Source organism: Aeromonas media (assembly GCF_020423125.1).
GTDB classification, from domain to species: Bacteria; Pseudomonadota; Gammaproteobacteria; order Enterobacterales; family Aeromonadaceae; genus Aeromonas; species Aeromonas media.
Genome location: NZ_CP075564.1, coordinates 658,436 through 676,940 on the forward strand (window position 1 = coordinate 658,436; position 18,505 = coordinate 676,940).

Genomic DNA, 18,505 nt, shown 5'->3' on the forward strand with positions numbered 1-18,505 from the left:
CATTTGATCGGAAATTGATTTTTTCCGGCATGAACCCGTCGTTCTGCTGGTATGGGCCCAAAGCGGGGGCGGGTCTGTGAGCGCGATCCAATTTTCGTTATGAAAACGTTATCTTGTTGAAACAGGTTGGTTTTTTTTGCCCGGCCGCTCACATTTACAACAATCTCCGCTGATTAATATGGCATCGCTCGGTTACGACCGGGTACCTCGAGTATCGAGACCAACTACAGCGGGAATTATAAAAAAATGGATATGAAAAAGACCAAGGTGGCGCTGGTAACAGCCTCACTGCTCGCGCTTTTGTCAGGCTGTAACGACAACAGTTCTTCACCCTCCACCCCTCCGACTCCCCAGGATGAGCCCGTCGCTCGTCTTCCCAATGTGCAACCTCCGGCCGAGCAACTGGTGGCCGGTCCCAATCAGGCGGTGATTGCCCTGGTCGACACCCAGGGCAGCGCGGCCCGTGGCGTCGACGGTCCCTTCGCGGGTCACAGCCTGCACCTGTGGAACAACGATGCCTGCAACGCAACGGCAGAGGCAGGTCTCAATACCGGCTGGGATGACAAGAGCAAGACGCCGTCAGCGGCAGACAGCTTCGGCCCGGCCTGGGTGGTGCCGCTCAGCAAGATGGAAGGCTGCATCAACTTCATTGCCCGCAACGGCGATCTGGCGAACCTGACCGGCAGCGACATGAAGGTCATCTTCAGCGATCACCCGGATCGCACCGTGGCCATCGTCGCGGGCAAGAACGAGATCTTCGGCAGCCGTGCCGAGGCCTTCACCGCCGCCTTCGGCGTGGCGGGAGCCAGTGCCCACCTGATCGACGGCAACACCCTGATCTGGCAAGGGGGCAAGGACAAGCCCCATGTCCGTCTCTATTACACCGAGTCCGGCACCATAGCCGCCAACGGCGAAGGGGTATTCGACTTCCCCTACCTCAAGCTGACCCCGACCAGCCTGACCGAAGAGCAACAGGCCAAATACCCGCACCTCAAGGATGCCGCCGCTTTCGCCCTGCCGTCAGGGAAAGATCTCAAGCCCCTGCTCAAGGGGGAGCTGGTGGCCATCGGCACCGATGCCGACGGCATTTTGCAGGGCGCGACCCTGGTGCAGAGCGCCGGTGCCCTCGATGCCCTCTACAGCGAAGCGGCCACCAAGCTGACTTATGGCGCCATCGTGGAGGGGGGCAATGTCACCTTCCGGCTGTGGGCGCCGACCGCGAAGTCGGTCAAACTGGCGCTGTTCGACGAGCAGCACAACGCCATCGGCGAGCGCGCCATGACACAGGACGAGGCCAGCGGCAGCTGGAGCGTGCAGGGGGGCGGCGATCTGGTGGGCAAATACTATCGCTATGACATCCAGGTCTATCATCCGGTCAGCCGCAAGCTGGAATCCTATCAGGTGACCGACCCCTACTCCCTGAGCCTGGCCATGAACTCCGAGTTCAGCCAGGTGGTGGATCTCGACGATCCGGCCCTCAAGCCGGACGGCTGGGACAGCCTGAAGGCGCCCCACAGCCAGCAGAACCCCGCCGACATCACCATCTATGAGGCCCATGTCCGGGATCTGACCGGCAACGACGCCTCGACCGATGCAGAGAAGCGCGGCAAGTTCCTCGGCCTGACCCAGCCCGACAGCGTGCCGGTCAAGCACCTGCAATCCCTGGCCAAGAGCGGCGTCAGCCACCTGCACCTGCTGCCGGTGTTCGACATCGCCACCGTCAACGAGGATCCGGCCAAGGTGGCCAACATCGGCGACGACTTCAGCAAGCTGTGCGAGGTCAATGCCGAGGTCAAGAACTCCAAGTTTGCGAGCCACTGTGGCGGCGGCCAGACCATCGAGGCCGTGCTGGCAGATCTGCAAGCCAGCGACAGCAAGGAGAACCCGGTCGTACAGGAGCTGTACGGCTATCTGCGCGGGGTGGACTCCTTCAACTGGGGTTATGACCCCTACCACTACACCACGCCGGAAGGCTCCTACGCCACCGATGCGGAGGGGACGACCCGGATCAAGGAGTTCCGCGAGATGGTCATGGCCATCAAGCAGAACATCGGCATGAACGTGGTGATGGACGTGGTCTACAACCACACCAACGAGGCCGGCCTGGGGCCGAAGTCCGTGCTCGACAAGATAGTGCCCTGGTACTACCAGCGCCTGAACCCGGAGACCGGCTCGGTGGAAAACTCCACCTGCTGCTCCAACACGGCACCTGAACACGCCATGTTCGCCAAGCTGATGGATGACTCCCTGGTCACCTGGGCGCGGGACTACAAGATCGACGCCTTCCGCTTCGACCTGATGGGTCACCACCCCAAGGATCAGATGGTGCAGGCCCTGGCCGAGGTGAAGAAGGTCAACCCGAACATGTACTTCTACGGCGAGGGGTGGAACTTCGGCGAAGTGCAGGATGACAAGCGCTTCGTGCAGGCGACCCAGAAACACCTGGCCGGTACCGGCATCGGCTCCTTCTCCGACCGGTTGCGGGATGCGGTGCGCGGCGGCAGCCCGTTCGACGGCGGTGACGCCATCCGTGAAACCCAGGGCTTTGGCAACGGCGCCTTCGTTGACAAGAACGAGGCAAGCAAAGTTGACGAGGATAGCGCGAAACACCTGGCAGACCTGGTGCGCCTCGGTATGGCGGGCAACCTCAAGGAGTTCGTGCTGACCGACAAGGACGGCGTGCCGAAGAAGGGGTCCGACATCGACTACAACGGTCAGCCCGCGGGCTATGCCCAGGATCCGACCGAAATCCAGAACTATGTCGACAAGCACGACAACCAGACCCTGTTCGACAACCTGGTCTACAAGGCGCCGGCGGGGGCCGATCTGGTGCGGATGCAGGGGGTGTCGCTCGCTACAGCCATGCTGGGTCAGGGCATTCCCTTCACCCACGCCGGGGTGGAACTGCTGCGTTCCAAGTCCATGGAGCGGGACAGCTATGACTCCGGCGACTGGTACAACCGGGTCGACTATACCCTGGGCGACAACAACTTCGACAAGGGCCTGCCGCGCAAGGACAAGGACGAGGCCAACTACGAGTTGATCGAGCAGGTGCTCGGCCAGCACGCCAAGCCGGGTTCGGCCGAGATGGCGCAGATGGTGAGCTTCTACCAGGAGCTGTCCGAGCTGCGTCAATCCTCCCGCCTGCTGCGTCTGGGCAGCGGTGCCGAGGTGATCAAGCGGGTTGACTTCCGCAACACCGGGCCGGATCAGACTCCGGGTCTCATCGTGATGACGGTGGACGATGGCAGCAAGGCCGGCGCGGATCTGGATCCGGCCATCGACGGCCTGGTGGTGATGATCAACGCCACCAGCCAGAGCCAGAGCATCGGCGACTTCCGTGACGGCGACGATCAGCCCATCGACCTCTCCGGTCTGGTGCTGAGCGGTGCCCATCGCGACGTCGACAGCATCGCCAGCGGCGCCGCCGTGGGGAACGGTGAGCTGACCCTGGGGGCCTGGTCCGCCGCCGTCTTCGTCAAGCCGCAGAACGGCGCCCAGGGCGCGGGTCTGCCGGTGAGCAAGAAGACGGATCTGAGCACCTTGCCACCCTTCGGTGATACCGAGGTGTTTGTCCGTGGCTTCTTGGGGGCCTGGGATCCGGTCAACAAGATGAGCTTCAGTGGCAACTACACCTATGAGTTCACCACCGAAGTGACGACGGATCAGCTGGGGACGACCCAGGTGAAGATCGCCGGCAGCGACTGGGGCGGCCCAGTCAACTACGGCAAGTGCAGCGATACCGACCAGCTGGCAACCGGCCAGGTCAGCGCGCTCTGCGCCAACGGCGGGGATCTGCCGTTCAATGTGGACAAGGCGGGCACCTACAAGTTCGTCTTTACCGCCATGAACAAGGACAAGCCGACCTTGAGCGTCAGCTACACCGAGCCGGTGCAGGGCTGCAAGGTGCTGGATACCGTCGCCGGTAATCCGCTCGGCTTCCCGCTCTATGTGCGCGGCAGCCTGAGTGACTGGAACGCACAGCCGACCTATCAGCTGAACTACAAGGGGATGGAGGGCAATCTCGCCATCTATCAGGCCGCCTTCAACTACGCGGGCAGCTTCGACTTCAAGTTTGCCAACGACGACGGCAACTGGAGCAAGCAGTTCTTCGTCAAGGATGCCGGTGGCACCCTGATCGCCCTGGAGCCTGAGCAGTCCTATCCGCTGCAGCACGGCGATGGCGGCATGGGCAACAACAGCATGACTCTGGCGCAGGGCCTGTGGAGCTTCCTGGTCAAGGTCGATCCGACCAAGACCTCTGGCGAGGTGGGTACCGTCATCGTCCAGGAGTGCAGCGCCAAGTAAGCAACCCCATCGAGCCCTGGGCTGACTCGGCACCCCAGGGTTGAATTCCACCTCGCCAAGGGTGGGATAACTCCGAGAGAGTAAGCAAAGCGCGACTGCCGACCGGCAGCCGCGCTTTTTCTTTGTCGTGGTGGGCGAGGCAATAAAAAAGCCGCCCTGCTGGGGCGGCTGTTGGTTGTACCGTTAACGGCCGGCTTAGCGCTTGCGCAGCAGGCGCAGGGCGTTGGCGGTGACCAGGGCGGTGGCGCCGGTATCGGCGAGCACGGCAATCCAGAGCCCTGTGATGCCGAGCAGGCTGGTGACCAGGAAGATGGCCTTGAGCCCCAGCGCCAGGGCTATGTTCTGGTGGATGTTGGCCAGAGCCGCGCGGGACAGCCGGATCATGGCGGCCAGGCCGCCGAGCTGGTTGTGGGTCAGGGCCGCATCGGCGGTTTCCAGCGCCACGTCGGTGCCGCCCCCCATGGCGATGCCGATGCTGGCCCGCTTCATGGCCGGCGCGTCGTTGATGCCGTCGCCGATCATGGCTACCTTGCGGCTGCTGGCGAGCAGACCAATCTCCTCTACCTTGCCTTCCGGCAGCAGGCCCGCGCGCCAGTCCATGCCCAGCTCGGTGGCGATCGCCTCGGCGGCGCGCGGGTTGTCGCCGGTCAGCATGATGCTCTGCAGTCCGAGCTGGTTGAGCTCTTGCAAGGCCGAAGCCGCTTCCGGCCGGATCTGGTCCCGCAGCGCCAGCAAGGCCGCCGGGGCGGCATCAGGCTGACCGAGTACCACCACCGTCTTGCCCTGCTGCTCCAGGGTGGCGACCCGGGCCTGCATCGCGGCATCCAGGGTGGTGACCCGGCTTGGCGCCAGCAGTTGCCAGAGAGTGCCGTCGATGCGACCTTCCACGCCCATGCCGGGCAGGGCGCGCAGCTCCTGGGCGGCGGCGAGGCTGAGGCCCCGTTCGCTGGCTGCCGTCACCACGGCGCGGGCCAGCGGGTGGTGGGATCCCTGCTCGATGGCCGCCGCCAGCGCCAGCAGTTCGGTCTGTGGCTGGCCATTGAGGCTGATGAAGTCGGTCAGCTGCGGTTTGCCCAGAGTCAGGGTGCCGGTCTTGTCAAAGGCCACGGTATCGATGTGGGCCAGTCGCTCAAGGGCCGCACCGCCCTTGATCAGGGCCCCTTGGCGGGTTGCCGCCGCCAGGGCCGAGGTGACCGCCGCCGGTGTGGAGATCACCAGGGCGCAGGGGCAGCCGATGAGCAGCAGCGCCAGGGCGCGGTAGATCCACTCGTCCCAGCCTTGGCCGAAGGCGAGCGGCGGGACCAGCATCACCAGCAGGGCGACCAGCATCATGGCCGGGGTGTACCAGCGGCTGAAGCGGTCGATGAAGCGCTCTATGGGGGCGCGCTGGCTCTCGGCCTCCTCGATGAGGTGCAGGATGCGGTCGATGGCGTTGTTGCCGGGCTCGGACACCACCTCGAGGCGCAGCACCCGATCCGCCGCCAGACTGCCGGCGGGCACCTTGTCACCCTGACGGCGCTCCACCGGGATGGACTCGCCGGTCAGGGCGCTCTCGTCAAAGGCGCCGAGGGGGTCGAGCAAGCGGGCGTCAGCTGGCAGACGGGCGCCGGGGGCGATTTCGATGATGTCGCCCGGGCGCAGTTCGTCGGCGGCCACCTCTTCCCGTCTTTCACCTTCTGCGGTGGTACGAATGCGCAGCGCCTTGTCGGGCACCAGGGCCATCAGGGCGGTGACGCCGGCGCGGGCACGACCGGCGGCGTAGGCCTCCAGATGTTCCCCCAGCATGAAGAGCAGCAGCACCATGGCCGCCTCGGCGGTCTCCCCGAGGAAGAGGGCGCCGAGCGCCGCCACCGTCATCAGGGTCTCGATGGCGAAGGGGGAGCCGCTTCGGGTCAATGCCCAGGCCTTGCGGGCGACGGGCCAGAGCCCCCAAAGTGTCGCCAGGGTAAAGAGCGGCTGGCCAAACTGGGCCGGCAGCAGGGCCGCCACCAACATCAGGGCGGCCAGGGAGAGGGGTTGCCCATATTTGCCGAACAAGTTGCTCAGTGTCGTCAGCCAGGGGCTGCGATGCTTGTCATCGGCGGCTTTTGCACTGGCCTCGCCCTTGAGCCGGAAGCCTGCGGCCAGCACGGCTGCGGTGACGGGATCGGGGGAGAGGTCGGGGGCGAGATCCACCACCAGCTTCTCGGTGGCAAACAGCACACGAGCCTGCTGCACGCCGGCCACCCGACCGACGGCGGTCTCTATCTTGCGGGCGCAGCTGGGGCAGTCCATGCCCAGCACCTGCCAGCTATGGCGGCGACTGTTCTGGGTCGGCGAAGCCAGGGGCTCGGGGCTGTCGGCGACCGACTGATGATCATGACCAGCATGGTCGCTATGGTCATGAGCCGGCTGCGAGTCACAGCAACCCTGACTCTGACAACTTCCTCTGGGGGGCTCTTCATCCCCCGGTGATTCGTTTACCTCCTGCTCCTGATGGGCATGGGAGGCCGTACCGGCGCTGCAGCTGACCGGGGCCGCATTGTCGCAGCAGTGGCTGTCGTGCCCGTGTTCGTGTTGATGGGGGGCGGCCTTGCTGACCGCCTTGATGGGGGCGGCATGGGAATGGCTGCAGCAGGATTTGCTCATGATGAGTCCCTCTTGAGTGGATCCCGCCCCTGCGGGATCCCTTATGTCTGAGCCCAGTGTAAACCTTGGTGTTAAGTCCAAGGTCAAGCCCCTCTTTGCACCCTCTCAGCGGGACGGGCGAGACAGGGCGGCAACAAATCCCTCTTGTTAGCGGGTGTTTGTCCCCTGCCGCTGGGCCTATACTGGGAACCCTGGATCCCCCATCGATAATCAAGGACCTAACATGAGCAATACCGTCACCCTGCAAGGCAACCCCGTCTCCGTCTCCGGCCACTTCCCCGTTGCCGGTGAGCAGGCCAAGCCCTTCTCCCTGGTTGCTGGCGATCTGTCCGATGCGACCCTGGCGACCTTCGCCGGAAAGCGCAAGATCCTGAACATCTTCCCGAGCGTCGATACCCCGACCTGCGCCACCTCAGTGCGCAAGTTCAACGAGCAGGCCAGCGCCCTGAACAACACAGTGGTGCTGTGCATCTCCGCCGATCTGCCGTTCGCCCAGGCCCGCTTCTGCGGCGCCGAGGGTCTGGACAAGGTAGTGAACCTCTCCACCCTGCGTGGCGTCTCCTTCCTGCAGGACTACGGTGTGGCCTTCTCCTCCGGTCCCCTGGTGGGCCTGGCTGCCCGTGCCATCGTGGTACTGGATGAGCACGACAAGGTGCTGCACAGCGAGCTGGTGGCCGAAGTGGCCGACGAGCCGAACTACGCCGCCGCCCTGGCCGCCCTGTAAGTTTCGTCTTGCCCTGATTGCCGACGGCCTGCTGATGCAGGCCGTTTTTATTGCGGGCGCCGTGGCCCTCAGGGTTGAGGTGAGCAGACTCGCTGGCCCATATACCCCCACTTCTTCTCACCGGCCTTTTACTTATGGGGTCAGGCTGGCTAGACTTCGCCTCCCACTTCTTCCTGCCGCGTAGCCCCATGACTTTTAACGAACTCCACCTCGATCCCGCCCTGCTGGCCGCCTTGCCTGCCGAATTGCACACCCCGACCCGCATCCAGCAGCTTGCCATTCCGGCGGCGCTGAAGGGCCAGGATCTGCTGGCGCTGGCCCAGACCGGCAGCGGCAAGACACTGGCGTTCGGCCTGCCGCTGCTGCAACGGCTGGACGCGACCTCCGATCGGGTACAGGGGCTGGTGCTGGTGCCGACCCGGGAGCTGGCGACCCAGGTGAGCGCTGCGCTGCAGGGCGGTGCCGAGGCGTTGGGGCTGCGTCTCCTGACCCTGTGTGGCGGCGTGGCGCAGGAGCAGCAACAGGCCGAGCTGGCCCTGGGGCCCCAACTGCTGGTGGCGACCCCGGGGCGGCTGCGGGACTTGCTGGCCCAGCGGCTGCTGGGACTGAGCCACCTGCGCACCCTTGTGCTGGATGAGGCTGATCGCCTGCTGGAGATGGGCTTCTGGCCCGATATCCAGTGGCTGTTGAACGCCATGCCGACCGAGCGGCAGAACCTGCTGTTCTCCGCCACCCTGCCAACCGAGCTCGAGACCCTGGCCACCGGTCTGCTGACGAACCCGGTGCGCATCGAGGCAACCCCCCTCAACAGCCTGGTGAGCGAGATCGAGGAGCTGCTCCATCTGGTCAACAAGAGCAGCAAGGTGCCGGCGCTGATCGGCTTGCTCAAGGCACAGGAGTGGCCTCAGGTGCTGGTGTTTATCAGCGCGCGGGACGATGCCGACGCCGTGGCCAGAAAGCTCGCCAAGGCGGGCATAGCGGTGGCGGCCCTGCACGGGGAGAAGGAACAAGGGGGGCGGGAGCAGGCACTTGCCGACTTCAAGGCGGGCAGGGTGCGGGTGCTGGTGGCCACGGATCTGATGGCGCGCGGCATCCACGTGGAGGCGTTGCCTGTGGTGATCAACCTGGACCTGCCCGCCAATGCCCCCGTCTATGTGCATCGCATCGGCCGCACCGCCCGCGCCGGACAGAAAGGCCTCGCCCTCTCCCTGGTCTGCCATGGGGAGGCCGAGACCCTCGCCGCCATCCGCACCCTGACCGGTCGTGCGCTGCCGCTGGCCGAGCTTGAAGGCTTCCCGGTCACCGACCAGCCTGCGAGCGGGGAAGGCAAGCGAGCCCCCAGGGACAAGCAGGCGAATCGCCGCACCGCCAACAAGCGCAGCGTCAAGCAGTTCAAGGGAAAGGCCTGACGAACAGACCTCTTCCATGAGCCGACAGTGAACCCGGCTCATGAGGGTTCACTCAGCGCTGGTCCTGCTCCTGGCCGAAGAAGTCCCGTCGCCACTGGCCGAGCACCGCCGCCCTGTGCTGCTGCCAGCGTGCGGCGCCCATGGTGTCCCGGCTTGCCGCCAACTGTTGCTCCAGCTCGGCCAACTGCTGCTGATAGCGGGCACCTTGCTCCGCTGGCAGCCACTGCGCCATGCTGACCTTGGCCCGGGGGAAGTGGCGGCTCAGGCTTCCCCGCAGCGCCTCTTCCCACCCTTGCCATACCCCGCCGGGAGAGGGTTCCTGCCAGGCCAGATGGAGCAGCAACAGCATACTCAGCAGGGCGGCATAACCGAGAGGCTTGGGCATCATGAGATCCTTGTCGAGGCTCGCCGGGAGTTGGGGAACGGGATCCATTCACCCAGATTTTCGTGACAAGGAGATGAAGGGGTCAGCGGCGTGTCGGGAGGGGAAAGGGCAGCGCGTCCAGAGACGCGCCTGGCTACACGGGGGGCAAGCTCAGTCGTGGAACTGATTGATCAGGCGGGAGAGGTTTTGCAGCCGCTCCACCAGCAGGGTGATGCCATCGAGGGCCTGCCTGCTGTTGTCGGCGGTGTGGCTGGCCAGCTGATGGATCTGGTGAATGCCTTGGTCCAGGGTGCTGGTCACATCCGCCTGTTGGCTGACGGCCTGGGCTATCTCGTCGCTGGTGTGGGTCACCTGGGCCAGCATCTGGTTGATCTGGTCGAGCACCTCGGCGGTGGCCCCCATGTGCTGCTGACAGAGAACCGAGGTCTGGGCGCCCTGGGTCATGCCGTCGGAGAGCTGCCGGGTACTCTGTTGCAGCGCCCCTATCATGTCGCTGATCTCGCCGGTGGAGCTGCGGGTCTTCTGGGCCAGCGCCCGGATCTCGTCGGCCACCACAGCAAAGCCGCGCCCCTGCTCGCCGGCCCGGGCTGCCTCTATGGCCGCGTTGAGGGAGAGCAGGTTGGTCTGATCCGCAATCTGCCCGATCACCTCCAGGATCCCGCTTATTTTCTGGCTGTCCTGGGTCAGGCGGACCAGCACGCCCTGACTGGCATCCAGCTCCTGGTGGAGTCGGTTGACCGAGGCGCGGGTGGTCGCCAGCGCCTGCTGGCCGCTGGCCGACACCTGCTGCACCTCGCTCACCAGGGCGTTGGCCTGATGGGCGTTGTCGGCCACGTCGCGGATCGACTGGCTCATCTGGGTGATGGCGGCAGCCAGCTGCTCGCTCTGGGCCCGTTGCTGTTGCAGGTGGGTGTCTATGGTCTGGATGTGTCCCCTGTCATCCTCCGCCGCCTGCAGTATCTGCTGGTTGGTGTCGGCGCTGCGCCCCACCACGGCCCTGAGCTCGGCCTTCTTCATGCGCAGCACGAGTTCGAGGGCCGCCAGGCTGTCCCGCCGTCTGGCGTAGAGCACCTGACAGAGGGGGGTGCCCAGCTCTTCGCCCGCCATGGCCAGCAGCCGGGCCAGTCGCTGCTGCAGGTGCCAGCCGTGCCCCATCTGGGCCAGCAGGCAGAGCAGGGTGAGGCCACCCCAGGCGGCCTGGCCCGTCATCAGGCTGGCCCCCATGCCGACCAGGGCTGTGCCCGAGAGCAGCAGACTGAGTTGCCCCGGCTCCAGGGTGACGCGACTCTGCCAGGGCAGTACCTTGCCCGCCCGGATCCGGGCATAGAGTCGCTCCGCCCAGGCGATGTCGTGATCCTGTGGGCGGGTGCGTACCGACTGGTATTCGATGATCTGCTGCCGTTCGTTGAGGATGGGGGTGACATAGGCATTGACCCAGTAGAACTGGCCGCTCTTGGCGCGGTTCTTCACCAGTCCCATCCAGCTCTTGCCTTGCTGCAGTCGCTGCCACATATCGGCGAAGGCGGCCCTGGGCATGTCGGGGTGGCGAACCAGGTTGTGAGGGACCCCTTCCATCTCGGCGGCGCTGTAGCCAGCCACGTCGCAGAAGTGCTGGTTGGCATAGGTGATGTGGCTGGTGGGGTCCGTGGTCGAAATCAATGATATGTGGTCGGGGAAACGGATCTCCCCTTCTTGCCGGGTGGTGGTCATGTGCGCATCCTGAATGAGCCAAGTAACTGATAAATTTATTTTTATTGTGTGTTGTCGTTACGGCTTCATTGTAGGGGCGACCCAAGTGGTTATCTTGGCTTGGGTCAATAAATCAACACTATGACGACTGAAAAAAGTAGTAGATGGGGGGCGACTTCAGCGCGGGATCAACTGCGGGGGGTGAAGTCGTGGATCTCTCCCGTCCTGGGTTGGAAGCGGGGATCCCGACCCTGATCGCGGGAGACCCAGGCCATGGCCTGGCAGAAGCTCTCCTGCTTGGCGAACTCGTCACGGGCCTGATCGATGGCCCGCTCGGCGTTGCGCCGTTCCATCTTGCTGGCCTTGCGATCGCTGAACTGCTTCTGCTGGCTCAGCATCCATTCGAGGAAGGCCTGGCGGCATTCGGTTTCATTGGCGGCCTTGGCAGGGAGGGCAGAGAACAGGGCAAGCAGGAGCAGACAACGCATAGGGAGATCGATTCAACGGGCTGATGGACGACAGAGAGGCGGCATTTTATGCCGGGAACTTGAATTGGAACAGTGCGAAGAGGGGGCCAGCCGCGCCGGCCCCCTCTGACTCAGTGCTTGACGAGGTAGAGCTGGCGGCTGTAGGCCACGTCTTCCGGGTTGTTGATGGGATAGCCCTTGAGCCAGGGCTTGATCAGACGGGCGTTGGTGTATTGGTAGATGGGGGCGATCGGCGCCTCCTCCTGCAAGATGGTTTCGGCCTCGTCGAACAGGCGTGCCCGTTCACCCTCATCCCGGCTGCTGGCCGCCCGGGTCAGCAAGGCATCGTAACCGGGGTTGGCGAAGCGGGCCATGTTGCCGCTGTGGTGGGAGCCCCACAGACCGAGGAAGGCGGAAGGGTCATTGTAGTCGGCGACCCAGGAGGAGCGGATCACCTCGAACTGGCCGCTCTGGCGGCTGTCGAGGTAGGTCTTCCACTCCTGATTGGTGAGCTCGACCCGAGCCCCCAGCTTCTGCTTCCACAGGTTGGCAATGGCCAGCGCCATCTTCTTGTGAATTTCCGCTGTGTTGTAGAGCAGAGTCAGCTCAAGGGGCTTGTCCGGGCCATAGCCTGCCTCTTTCAGCAGCGCCCTGGCCTTCTCGTCCAGCGCCTGCTGACTGCTGGTGGAGAGCAGGTTGGGCTTGGGAACAAACCCGGCGGTCACATCCGGGGTGAAGTGATAGGCGGGTTTTTCCCCCGTGCCCAGCACCTTGTCGGCGATGAGCGCCCGGTCGATGGTGTAGGAGAGCGCCTGGCGGACCCGCACGTCATTCAGGGGCGGGCGCTGGGTATTGAAGGCGTAGTAGTAGGTACCGAGTTGCTCCGGGGTATAGACCTCTCCCGGGATCTGGGCCATCAGGCTTTGGTACTGCTCCTTGGGGAAGGATTCGGTGATGTGCAGATCCCCGGCCAGATAGCGGTGGGTGGCGGCACTCTCCTGGTTGATGGGGACGAAGGTGACGCGGGTCAGCACCGTATGGGCGCGATCCCAGTAGTAGGGGTTCGGAGTCAGCTCCAGCTTCTCGTTCACTACCCGGTGGCTCAGTACGAAGGCGCCGTTGCCCACCAGCTTGCCGGGCTGGGTCCACTGGTTGCCGTATTGTTCCATGCTGGCCCTGTGCAGGGGAGACAGGCTGGGGTGGGTCAGCAGGCTCAGGAAGTAGGGCACCGGCTGGGAGAGCGTCACCTGCAGGGTATGGTCATCCACGGCTTTCACCCCGAGCGCCTCGGGAGGCAGCTTGCCCTCGACTATCTCGTCCACCTTGTCGAAGTGGGCCAGCTGGGCAAACCAGGCGAAGGTGGCCGCCTCCTTGGGATCCACCAGCTTGCGCCAGCCATAGACGAAGTCGGCGGCGCGCACCGGATCCCCGTTGGACCAGCGGGCATCCGGCCGCAGATGGAACGTGAATTGCCGGTTGTCCTTGTTCTCCCAGCTTGCGGCCACACCGGGCAGCACCTTGCCGTCCTCCCCCTGAGTCAGCAGCCCCTCATAGAGGTCTCTGAGCACTTGCAGCTCGGGCAGGCCGACCAGCTTGAGCGGACTCAGGCTGGTCGGTTCGTCCTTGAGATGACGCACGACGGCCTGTTCGGCGGCGAGTTGGGTACCAGCCGGTACATCGGCGGCCTGGACACAGGCACAGCCCAGCAGGGCCAGCAGGGGGCTCCATCCTTTCATGGCGAATCCTTCAAATTGTGTGAAGCGAGGAGAAAACTCGGCGAGAATTCATCGCCGGCAGACGGGGAATCATGATATCCCCTTTGCTGGTCAGACCGCCAGAGTGAGTCCCATCATATCCGGGACGGCAACCCTATGTGCGTCCGCCCCGAGTGCGGGCAAGAGGAGCAAACGATGAGAGTATGGATGTTATTGGCCTGTGTGCTGAGCCAGGGTGCCTGGGCGCTGGCCCCTTGCGAGAAGGGCAGCCAGGTGGGGAGCTGGTGCGAGGTGAGCATAGATCAACTGCATCCGACTCAGGGCGGGGTGGGGCAGTTGCAGGTCGACACCACGGTGCGGGAACTGGCGGACAAGAGCGAGAAGCAGCTCGACAAGCTGATGAAAAAGAAAGAGATCCCCATCGTCATCGCTCCCGATGGTGGCTACTGGCTGGTCGACAGGCACCACCTGACCAAGGCGCTGTGGCAACAGGGGGTGAAGGCAGTGAGGGTCAAGGTGATCGCCCGCTTGCAGGACAGGGGCAGTTTCTGGAGCCAGATGCAGAACAACCACTGGGCCTGGCTGAAGGATGAGCGGGGTCAGCCGCTCACTCCGGAACAGCTGCCCGGCCATATCGGTGAGTTGCCGGATTATCCCTACCGTACCCTGGCGGGCCTGCTGCAGGATGCGGGCTACTTCAGCAAGCAGGATCAGGTCTACTTCGTCGAGTTCGCCTGGGCCAGCTGGCTTGGCCAGCAGATGGCGTGGCAGCCGGTCAATGCCGCCAATCTGGCGGATCGCCTCGCCGAGGCCAAGCGCCTGGCCTGCAACAGTAAGGCCAGTGCCTTGCCCGGCTATCCCGGCAAGCAGTGTCGCCTCAACCCGCCATGCAGCGGCAGCTGACGCGGGATCAAGAAGGGGCGCCCAGGCGCCCCCGCGTCACTCTTCCTGGCTGGCTCCTTGCCAGCGGGCGGCGGCCTGTTCCAGCAGAGCCACCTCTCCTTGCTGGATCAGCGGCAGCAGGGCCTGCACCTTGTCATCCGGCCAATCCCACCAGGCGAGCGCCTGCAACCGGGCAATCTCGTCGTCGCCAAAGCGCATCCGGATCACCCTGGCTGGCGTGCCCGCTACCATGGCATAGGGCGGCACATCCTGAGTCACCAGCGCGCGTGCCGCTATGATGGCGCCATCCCCTATGGTGACGCCCGGCATGATCATGGCTTCCATGCCTATCCAGACGTCATTGCCGATACGGGTATCACCGGCGGGTCTATAGCTGCGCTTGAGCGCCTCCACCTCGGCAAACGGATAGGTGCTGATGAAGTTGGTGTTGTGGGTGTGGTTGCCCCCCATGATGATCTTCACCCCGGCGGCGATTTGCACATAGTCGCCGAGATGTAACCGGTCTATGTGCCAGATGGGATCCCAGCCGGTGTCGGCTGAGCGGCTCCAGCTGTCGCCGTGCAGGTAACGTACGACTTCCTCTTCGAAGGGACCGTCCCAGGCGCCTGAGTAGTAGCTGTGTCGCCCCTTGAGGCAGATGTTGGGATTGGTCACCGTCAGGTGCAGGTATTCGACCTGCGACCAATGTTGGCAGATGGTCATGGCTGTGTTCCTCGTTGAATGGATCTGGATTGGATGCGCGGCTTGGCGCAGCTAATAGATCCAGACCAGCAGGCGGGGCACGCACAGGGTGGAGCAGCCCAGCGCCTGGGATGAACGGGGTCGTTGCATGAAGAAGGGCTCCTGGCAGAAGAGGCCAGATGGTAAGGGATAGGAGGGATTATGCCAAGGGGAGGGGGAGCGTCTGGTCAAAACCTGCACAAAGCGTCTGGTTGATATTTATTCTCGATTGGCCATGATATGGGCTCCACTCATATCGGCAGGAGAGAGGACCATGACGAATCAGAACTGGCAGCGTTACATGCTGGAGGCGGAGAATGCCCTTGGCATAGGGGCACTGGGCACGGCCATCTGCCTCTATCAGCAGGCCCTGGGGGAGGTGTATGAGCTGGCGTCCGGGGATCTGGACGAACTGGCCAGCATGCGGGTCGCCACCTGCCACCGCATGGCTGACTTCTGGCGCGCCATGGAGGAGCCCGCCTATGAGCTGCGCTATCTCAAGCTGGCCTCCGAGCTGGTGACGGCGCTGGTGCCCCAGTGCCCGAACCGGGCGTGCGAATCCCTCGTCAGCGAGCTAGGCTGCTGCCGCGCCGCTCTGCTCTCCTTCTTGAAGCGCCACCCCAACCCCGAGATCGCCAGGTTGATCCAGGTGCAGGACAAGGTGCAGGGCTGCGAGCTGATAGGCCGGTTCCGCCTCAACTAGCGGCTGGGCGCCCGAGCCGCCGCGCGATGCGGCTCTGTGCTTCCTCCCCTTGCAGGGCGAGGGAGAAGGCGCGGGCCTCCAGCTCGATGACGAAATGCACCGCCTGCCTGAGCTCCTGCTTGAGCAGCGCCTTGCTCTTTTGCAGCGCCTTCGGCGCTTTGGCCGCGAGCTTCAGCCCCTGTTCGCGGGCAAACGCGAGCAACGTATCGGCGGCCACCACCCGGTTGGCGAGCCCGAGCCGCAGCGCCTCTCCGGCGTCGATGGCCTCCGCCAGCAACAACAGCTCTGCCGCCTTCAGATGGCCCACGGCACGGGGCAGCAGCAGGCTGGAGGCAAACTCCGGCACCAGTCCCAGCTCGACGAAGGGCAGTTGCAGCCTGGCGTTGTCCCCCAGATAGACCAGATCGCAGTGCAGCAGCAGGGTGGTGCCTATACCCACCGCCGGGCCGCCCACGGCGGCGATCACTGGCTTGGGAAAGTCGGCCAGGGTGTGGAGGAACTGCAGGATGGGGTCATCCGCTTCCAGGCTGCTCTTGCCCATGAAGTCCGCGAGATCATTGCCCGCGGTGAAGCACTCCGCCTGCCCTTGCAGCAACACCACATGTACGCTCTCGTCCTGAGCAGCCTGCTGAAAGGCCCCGGTGAGGGCCAGGTACATGTCGGTGTTGAGGGCATTTCGCTTGTCCGGCCGGTTGAGGGTCAGGAGGAGCAAGCCATCCTGCTGCTCGGCCAGAATTGTGAGGGCCATGTCTGAATCCTTGTGTTCGGGGGCTGTCAAAAGCTTGCCACAGGGGTAAGCTTTGCGTCGTTTAACAACATCATAAAAGGATTTCAACCATGTTTAAACGTGCGTTTTATTCCACCCTGGCCCTGCTCCTGGCAGCCCCCGCACTGGCCAAGGTCGAGGCCGTCGACGGTTATGTGCGCTTGCTCCCCCCGGGTTCACCCAACACCGCTGCCTTCATGGTGCTCAAGAATGACGGGGACAAGCCGGTGGCCCTGACTGCGGTTGCCTCCCCTGACGCTGGCCGTGCCGAGCTGCACACCCATCTGCACGAAAATGGCGTCATGAAGATGCGCCAGGTCGAGAGCATCGAGATCCCGGCCAGGGGTGAGGCCGTTCTCAAACCAGGCAGTCTCCACATCATGTTGTTCGAAGTGCGTGAGCTCTCCCAGGGCACGCCCTTCCCGCTGACGCTGACCCTGGATGATGGTCAAACCCTCAGTCTGAGTCTGCCGGTGAAGCCGGTCGAGCCGATGAAAGGCATGCAGCACTGACATTAATGGACGCTTGTTCAGCTTTTTACTCTAGGTATTCCTTGCTCACCGGGTAAAATGATGGCCTTTCCAGTCCACAAGGGAACGATATGATGAAAAAGACTTTGATTGCCGCCAGCCTGCTGGCCCTCTTCAGCCAAGCCGCCATGGCTGCCGATGACTGGCGTTTCGCGGCGGGTGTCGATAGCTGGAACTCCCAGGGCAGCGGCAGCATCCATGGTGTGGATGCCAACGGCAGCTATGATGACCAGTACAACTGGACTGGCTACCTGCAAGTCGAGCACGACATCTTCCTGCTACCGAACGCCAAGTTCGAGATCACCGATTTCAGCACCAGTGGCGGTTCATTCAACAACGATCTCGAAGCCTATGATCTGACCCTCTACTATCGTCTGCTGAACAACGACCTGTTCAAGATCGATCTGGGCCTGACCGGTCGTCAATACGACGGCAAGTTCCACACCCTGAACGAATCCTACGACGAGGGTGAGCTGATGGCTTATACCGGCGCCGAAGTGATGCTGCCGGGCACAGGTTTCTCCTTATTCGGCGACGCTCGCATCGAGAACGGCGATCACTATGACTACCGGCTTGGAGCGGCTTATCAGTTCCCCTCCATCCCGGTGCAGATCCGTGCCGGCTGGCGTGATGCCGCTATCGACATCGCCGATATGGATCAGGGGATAGAAGGCTGGTTCATCGGTGGCGCGTTCCGCTTCTAAAGGCGGTACGGTTAAGGACAACGAACGTGTGGCACATCACTGGTGACGGGCGCATGTTCCGGCCTGAGCCGTGCCCAGCGGCTGGAATAAGCCCATGATGGGTACGTCGACAGAACCGTCCATTGCCAAGGGGTAAGGATATGGGCCATATCATAGTGACTGGCGCGGGCTCCGGCCTTGGGCGTGCTCTGACCATCGGACTGGTAGAACGCGGTCATCGCGTCTCCATGATGGGGCGCCGTTATCAGCGACTGCAGGAGCAGGAACAACTGCTCGGCAGCGCGGTGATCGGCATCGCTGCCGATCTGGCGCACCATGAAGAGGTCGACGTTGCCTTCGCCGCAGCGGTGGAGTGGGGCGGCCTGCCCGACATGGTGATCCACTGCGCCGGGGTCGGCGAGTTTGGCCCGGTCGGTGTCTATACCGCCGAGCAGATCCGCCGGGTGGTGGAGAGCAATCTCATCTCCACCATTCTGGTGGCCCAGCAGACGGTGCGGCTGATCGGCGAGAAAGGCGGGGTGCTGGCCAATGTGCTCTCCTCCGCCGCGCAGGTGGGCAAGGCCAACGAGAGCCTCTACTGCGCCTCCAAATGGGGCATGCGCGGCTTTCTGGAATCCTTGCGGGCCGAGCTGAAAGGCTCGCCGCTGCGGCTGGTGAACCTCTATCCGAGCGGGATCCGCAGCGAATTCTGGGATAACTCGGATCACGTGGACCTCAGCGGCTTCATGACCCCGGAAGATGCGGCGGCCTATATGCTCGACGCACTGGAAGCCAGAAGCAGCTGCCACGTGACCGACCTCTTTATCGGTCGCAATCCCTGAGGCGAAGCCCGTCATCCGGTTGTGGTCGTCAGA

The 18,505-nt window shown here is 63.8% G+C and carries 15 protein-coding genes; 8 read left to right on the plus strand and 7 right to left on the minus strand.

What is annotated here, in order from left to right; genetic code table 11:
• The first annotated feature begins 246 nt into the window (after positions 1–246).
• Positions 247–4,308, plus strand: a complete 4,062-nt coding sequence (pulA, locus tag KI797_RS03175; RefSeq protein WP_226171408.1) for a pullulanase-type alpha-1,6-glucosidase — start codon at positions 247–249, stop codon at positions 4,306–4,308.
• Positions 4,309–4,503: 195 nt separating this feature from the next.
• On the opposite strand, the gene KI797_RS03180 is transcribed toward pulA, so the two are convergent.
• On the minus strand, positions 4,504–6,936 hold the full coding sequence (locus tag KI797_RS03180) for a zinc/cadmium/mercury/lead-transporting ATPase (RefSeq protein WP_226171409.1): 2,433 nt from the start codon (positions 6,934–6,936) through the stop codon (positions 4,504–4,506).
• A gap of 223 nt (positions 6,937–7,159) precedes the next feature.
• Here KI797_RS03180 and tpx point away from each other — a divergent pair, with 223 nt between their 5' ends.
• A complete protein-coding gene (gene tpx, locus KI797_RS03185; RefSeq protein ID WP_025325781.1) occupies positions 7,160–7,660 on the plus strand; it encodes a thiol peroxidase in 501 nt (166 codons plus the stop codon).
• A gap of 188 nt (positions 7,661–7,848) precedes the next feature.
• Positions 7,849–9,069 (plus strand): DEAD/DEAH box helicase, encoded by a 1,221-nt coding sequence (locus tag KI797_RS03190; protein ID WP_226171410.1) that lies wholly within the window; start codon positions 7,849–7,851, stop codon positions 9,067–9,069.
• Between the two features lie 52 nt (positions 9,070–9,121).
• On the opposite strand, the gene KI797_RS03195 is transcribed toward KI797_RS03190, so the two are convergent.
• The 4 genes from KI797_RS03195 to KI797_RS03210 all read right to left on the minus strand — a co-directional run bounded on the left by KI797_RS03195 (position 9,122) and on the right by KI797_RS03210 (position 13,346).
• Entirely contained in the window at positions 9,122–9,457 is a 336-nt protein-coding gene (locus tag KI797_RS03195) for a hypothetical protein (protein WP_226173208.1), read from the minus strand.
• Positions 9,458–9,604: 147 nt separating this feature from the next.
• Positions 9,605–11,164, minus strand: a complete 1,560-nt coding sequence (locus KI797_RS03200) for a methyl-accepting chemotaxis protein (protein ID WP_226171411.1) — start codon at positions 11,162–11,164, stop codon at positions 9,605–9,607.
• A 167-nt stretch (positions 11,165–11,331) separates the two neighbouring features.
• Positions 11,332–11,631, minus strand: a complete 300-nt coding sequence (locus tag KI797_RS03205; RefSeq protein WP_005331508.1) for a hypothetical protein — start codon at positions 11,629–11,631, stop codon at positions 11,332–11,334.
• 110 nt (positions 11,632–11,741) lie between these two features.
• Positions 11,742–13,346 (minus strand): peptide ABC transporter substrate-binding protein, encoded by a 1,605-nt coding sequence (locus tag KI797_RS03210; RefSeq protein ID WP_226171412.1) that lies wholly within the window; start codon positions 13,344–13,346, stop codon positions 11,742–11,744.
• Between the two features lie 174 nt (positions 13,347–13,520).
• On the opposite strand from KI797_RS03210, the gene KI797_RS03215 reads away from it, so the two are divergent.
• Positions 13,521–14,228, plus strand: coding sequence for a ParB-like protein (locus tag KI797_RS03215; RefSeq protein WP_226171413.1), 708 nt, complete (start codon positions 13,521–13,523; stop codon positions 14,226–14,228).
• Between the two features lie 36 nt (positions 14,229–14,264).
• Here the strand turns inward: KI797_RS03215 and KI797_RS03220 are convergent, their stop codons facing one another.
• Positions 14,265–14,930, minus strand: coding sequence for a CatB-related O-acetyltransferase (locus KI797_RS03220; protein WP_226171414.1), 666 nt, complete (start codon positions 14,928–14,930; stop codon positions 14,265–14,267).
• Between the two features lie 292 nt (positions 14,931–15,222).
• On the opposite strand from KI797_RS03220, the gene KI797_RS03225 reads away from it, so the two are divergent.
• Positions 15,223–15,651 carry a DUF2753 family protein gene (locus KI797_RS03225; protein ID WP_005331514.1) on the plus strand — a complete coding sequence of 143 codons (429 nt, stop codon included), beginning with the start codon at positions 15,223–15,225 and terminating at the stop codon, positions 15,649–15,651.
• Here the strand turns inward: KI797_RS03225 and KI797_RS03230 are convergent.
• Positions 15,644–16,399 carry an enoyl-CoA hydratase-related protein gene (locus tag KI797_RS03230; protein WP_226171416.1) on the minus strand — a complete coding sequence of 252 codons (756 nt, stop codon included), beginning with the start codon at positions 16,397–16,399 and terminating at the stop codon, positions 15,644–15,646. The two genes, KI797_RS03225 and KI797_RS03230, sit on opposite strands and share 8 nt — an antisense overlap.
• An 89-nt stretch (positions 16,400–16,488) precedes the next feature.
• On the opposite strand from KI797_RS03230, the gene KI797_RS03235 reads away from it, so the two are divergent.
• The 3 genes from KI797_RS03235 (at position 16,489) to KI797_RS03245 (ending at position 18,472) form a co-directional block, all read left to right on the plus strand.
• Positions 16,489–16,929 carry a copper chaperone PCu(A)C gene (locus tag KI797_RS03235; protein WP_226171418.1) on the plus strand — a complete coding sequence of 147 codons (441 nt, stop codon included), beginning with the start codon at positions 16,489–16,491 and terminating at the stop codon, positions 16,927–16,929.
• Positions 16,930–17,021: 92 nt separating this feature from the next.
• The gene (locus tag KI797_RS03240) at positions 17,022–17,651 is read left to right on the plus strand and encodes a TIGR04219 family outer membrane beta-barrel protein (RefSeq protein WP_226172987.1); all 630 of its coding nucleotides are present in this window, start codon (positions 17,022–17,024) and stop codon (positions 17,649–17,651) included.
• A 140-nt stretch (positions 17,652–17,791) separates the two neighbouring features.
• Positions 17,792–18,472 (plus strand): SDR family oxidoreductase, encoded by a 681-nt coding sequence (locus KI797_RS03245; protein WP_226171419.1) that lies wholly within the window; start codon positions 17,792–17,794, stop codon positions 18,470–18,472.
• Positions 18,473–18,505 lie beyond the last annotated feature (33 nt).

What these genes read in the sequence shown, in the direction of transcription:
- pulA (WP_226171408.1), top strand. Translation starts at nt 247, where the DNA reads ATGGATATGAAAAAGACCAAGGTGGCGCTGGTAACAGCCTCACTGCTC.
- KI797_RS03180 (WP_226171409.1), bottom strand. Translation starts at nt 6,936, where the DNA reads ATGAGCAAATCCTGCTGCAGCCATTCCCATGCCGCCCCCATCAAGGCG.
- tpx (WP_025325781.1), top strand. Translation starts at nt 7,160, where the DNA reads ATGAGCAATACCGTCACCCTGCAAGGCAACCCCGTCTCCGTCTCCGGC.
- KI797_RS03190 (WP_226171410.1), top strand. Translation starts at nt 7,849, where the DNA reads ATGACTTTTAACGAACTCCACCTCGATCCCGCCCTGCTGGCCGCCTTG.
- KI797_RS03195 (WP_226173208.1), bottom strand. Translation starts at nt 9,457, where the DNA reads ATGATGCCCAAGCCTCTCGGTTATGCCGCCCTGCTGAGTATGCTGTTG.
- KI797_RS03200 (WP_226171411.1), bottom strand. Translation starts at nt 11,164, where the DNA reads ATGACCACCACCCGGCAAGAAGGGGAGATCCGTTTCCCCGACCACATA.
- KI797_RS03205 (WP_005331508.1), bottom strand. Translation starts at nt 11,631, where the DNA reads ATGCGTTGTCTGCTCCTGCTTGCCCTGTTCTCTGCCCTCCCTGCCAAG.
- KI797_RS03210 (WP_226171412.1), bottom strand. Translation starts at nt 13,346, where the DNA reads ATGAAAGGATGGAGCCCCCTGCTGGCCCTGCTGGGCTGTGCCTGTGTC.
- KI797_RS03215 (WP_226171413.1), top strand. Translation starts at nt 13,521, where the DNA reads ATGAGAGTATGGATGTTATTGGCCTGTGTGCTGAGCCAGGGTGCCTGG.
- KI797_RS03220 (WP_226171414.1), bottom strand. Translation starts at nt 14,930, where the DNA reads ATGACCATCTGCCAACATTGGTCGCAGGTCGAATACCTGCACCTGACG.
- KI797_RS03225 (WP_005331514.1), top strand. Translation starts at nt 15,223, where the DNA reads ATGACGAATCAGAACTGGCAGCGTTACATGCTGGAGGCGGAGAATGCC.
- KI797_RS03230 (WP_226171416.1), bottom strand. Translation starts at nt 16,399, where the DNA reads ATGGCCCTCACAATTCTGGCCGAGCAGCAGGATGGCTTGCTCCTCCTG.
- KI797_RS03235 (WP_226171418.1), top strand. Translation starts at nt 16,489, where the DNA reads ATGTTTAAACGTGCGTTTTATTCCACCCTGGCCCTGCTCCTGGCAGCC.
- KI797_RS03240 (WP_226172987.1), top strand. Translation starts at nt 17,022, where the DNA reads ATGAAAAAGACTTTGATTGCCGCCAGCCTGCTGGCCCTCTTCAGCCAA.
- KI797_RS03245 (WP_226171419.1), top strand. Translation starts at nt 17,792, where the DNA reads ATGGGCCATATCATAGTGACTGGCGCGGGCTCCGGCCTTGGGCGTGCT.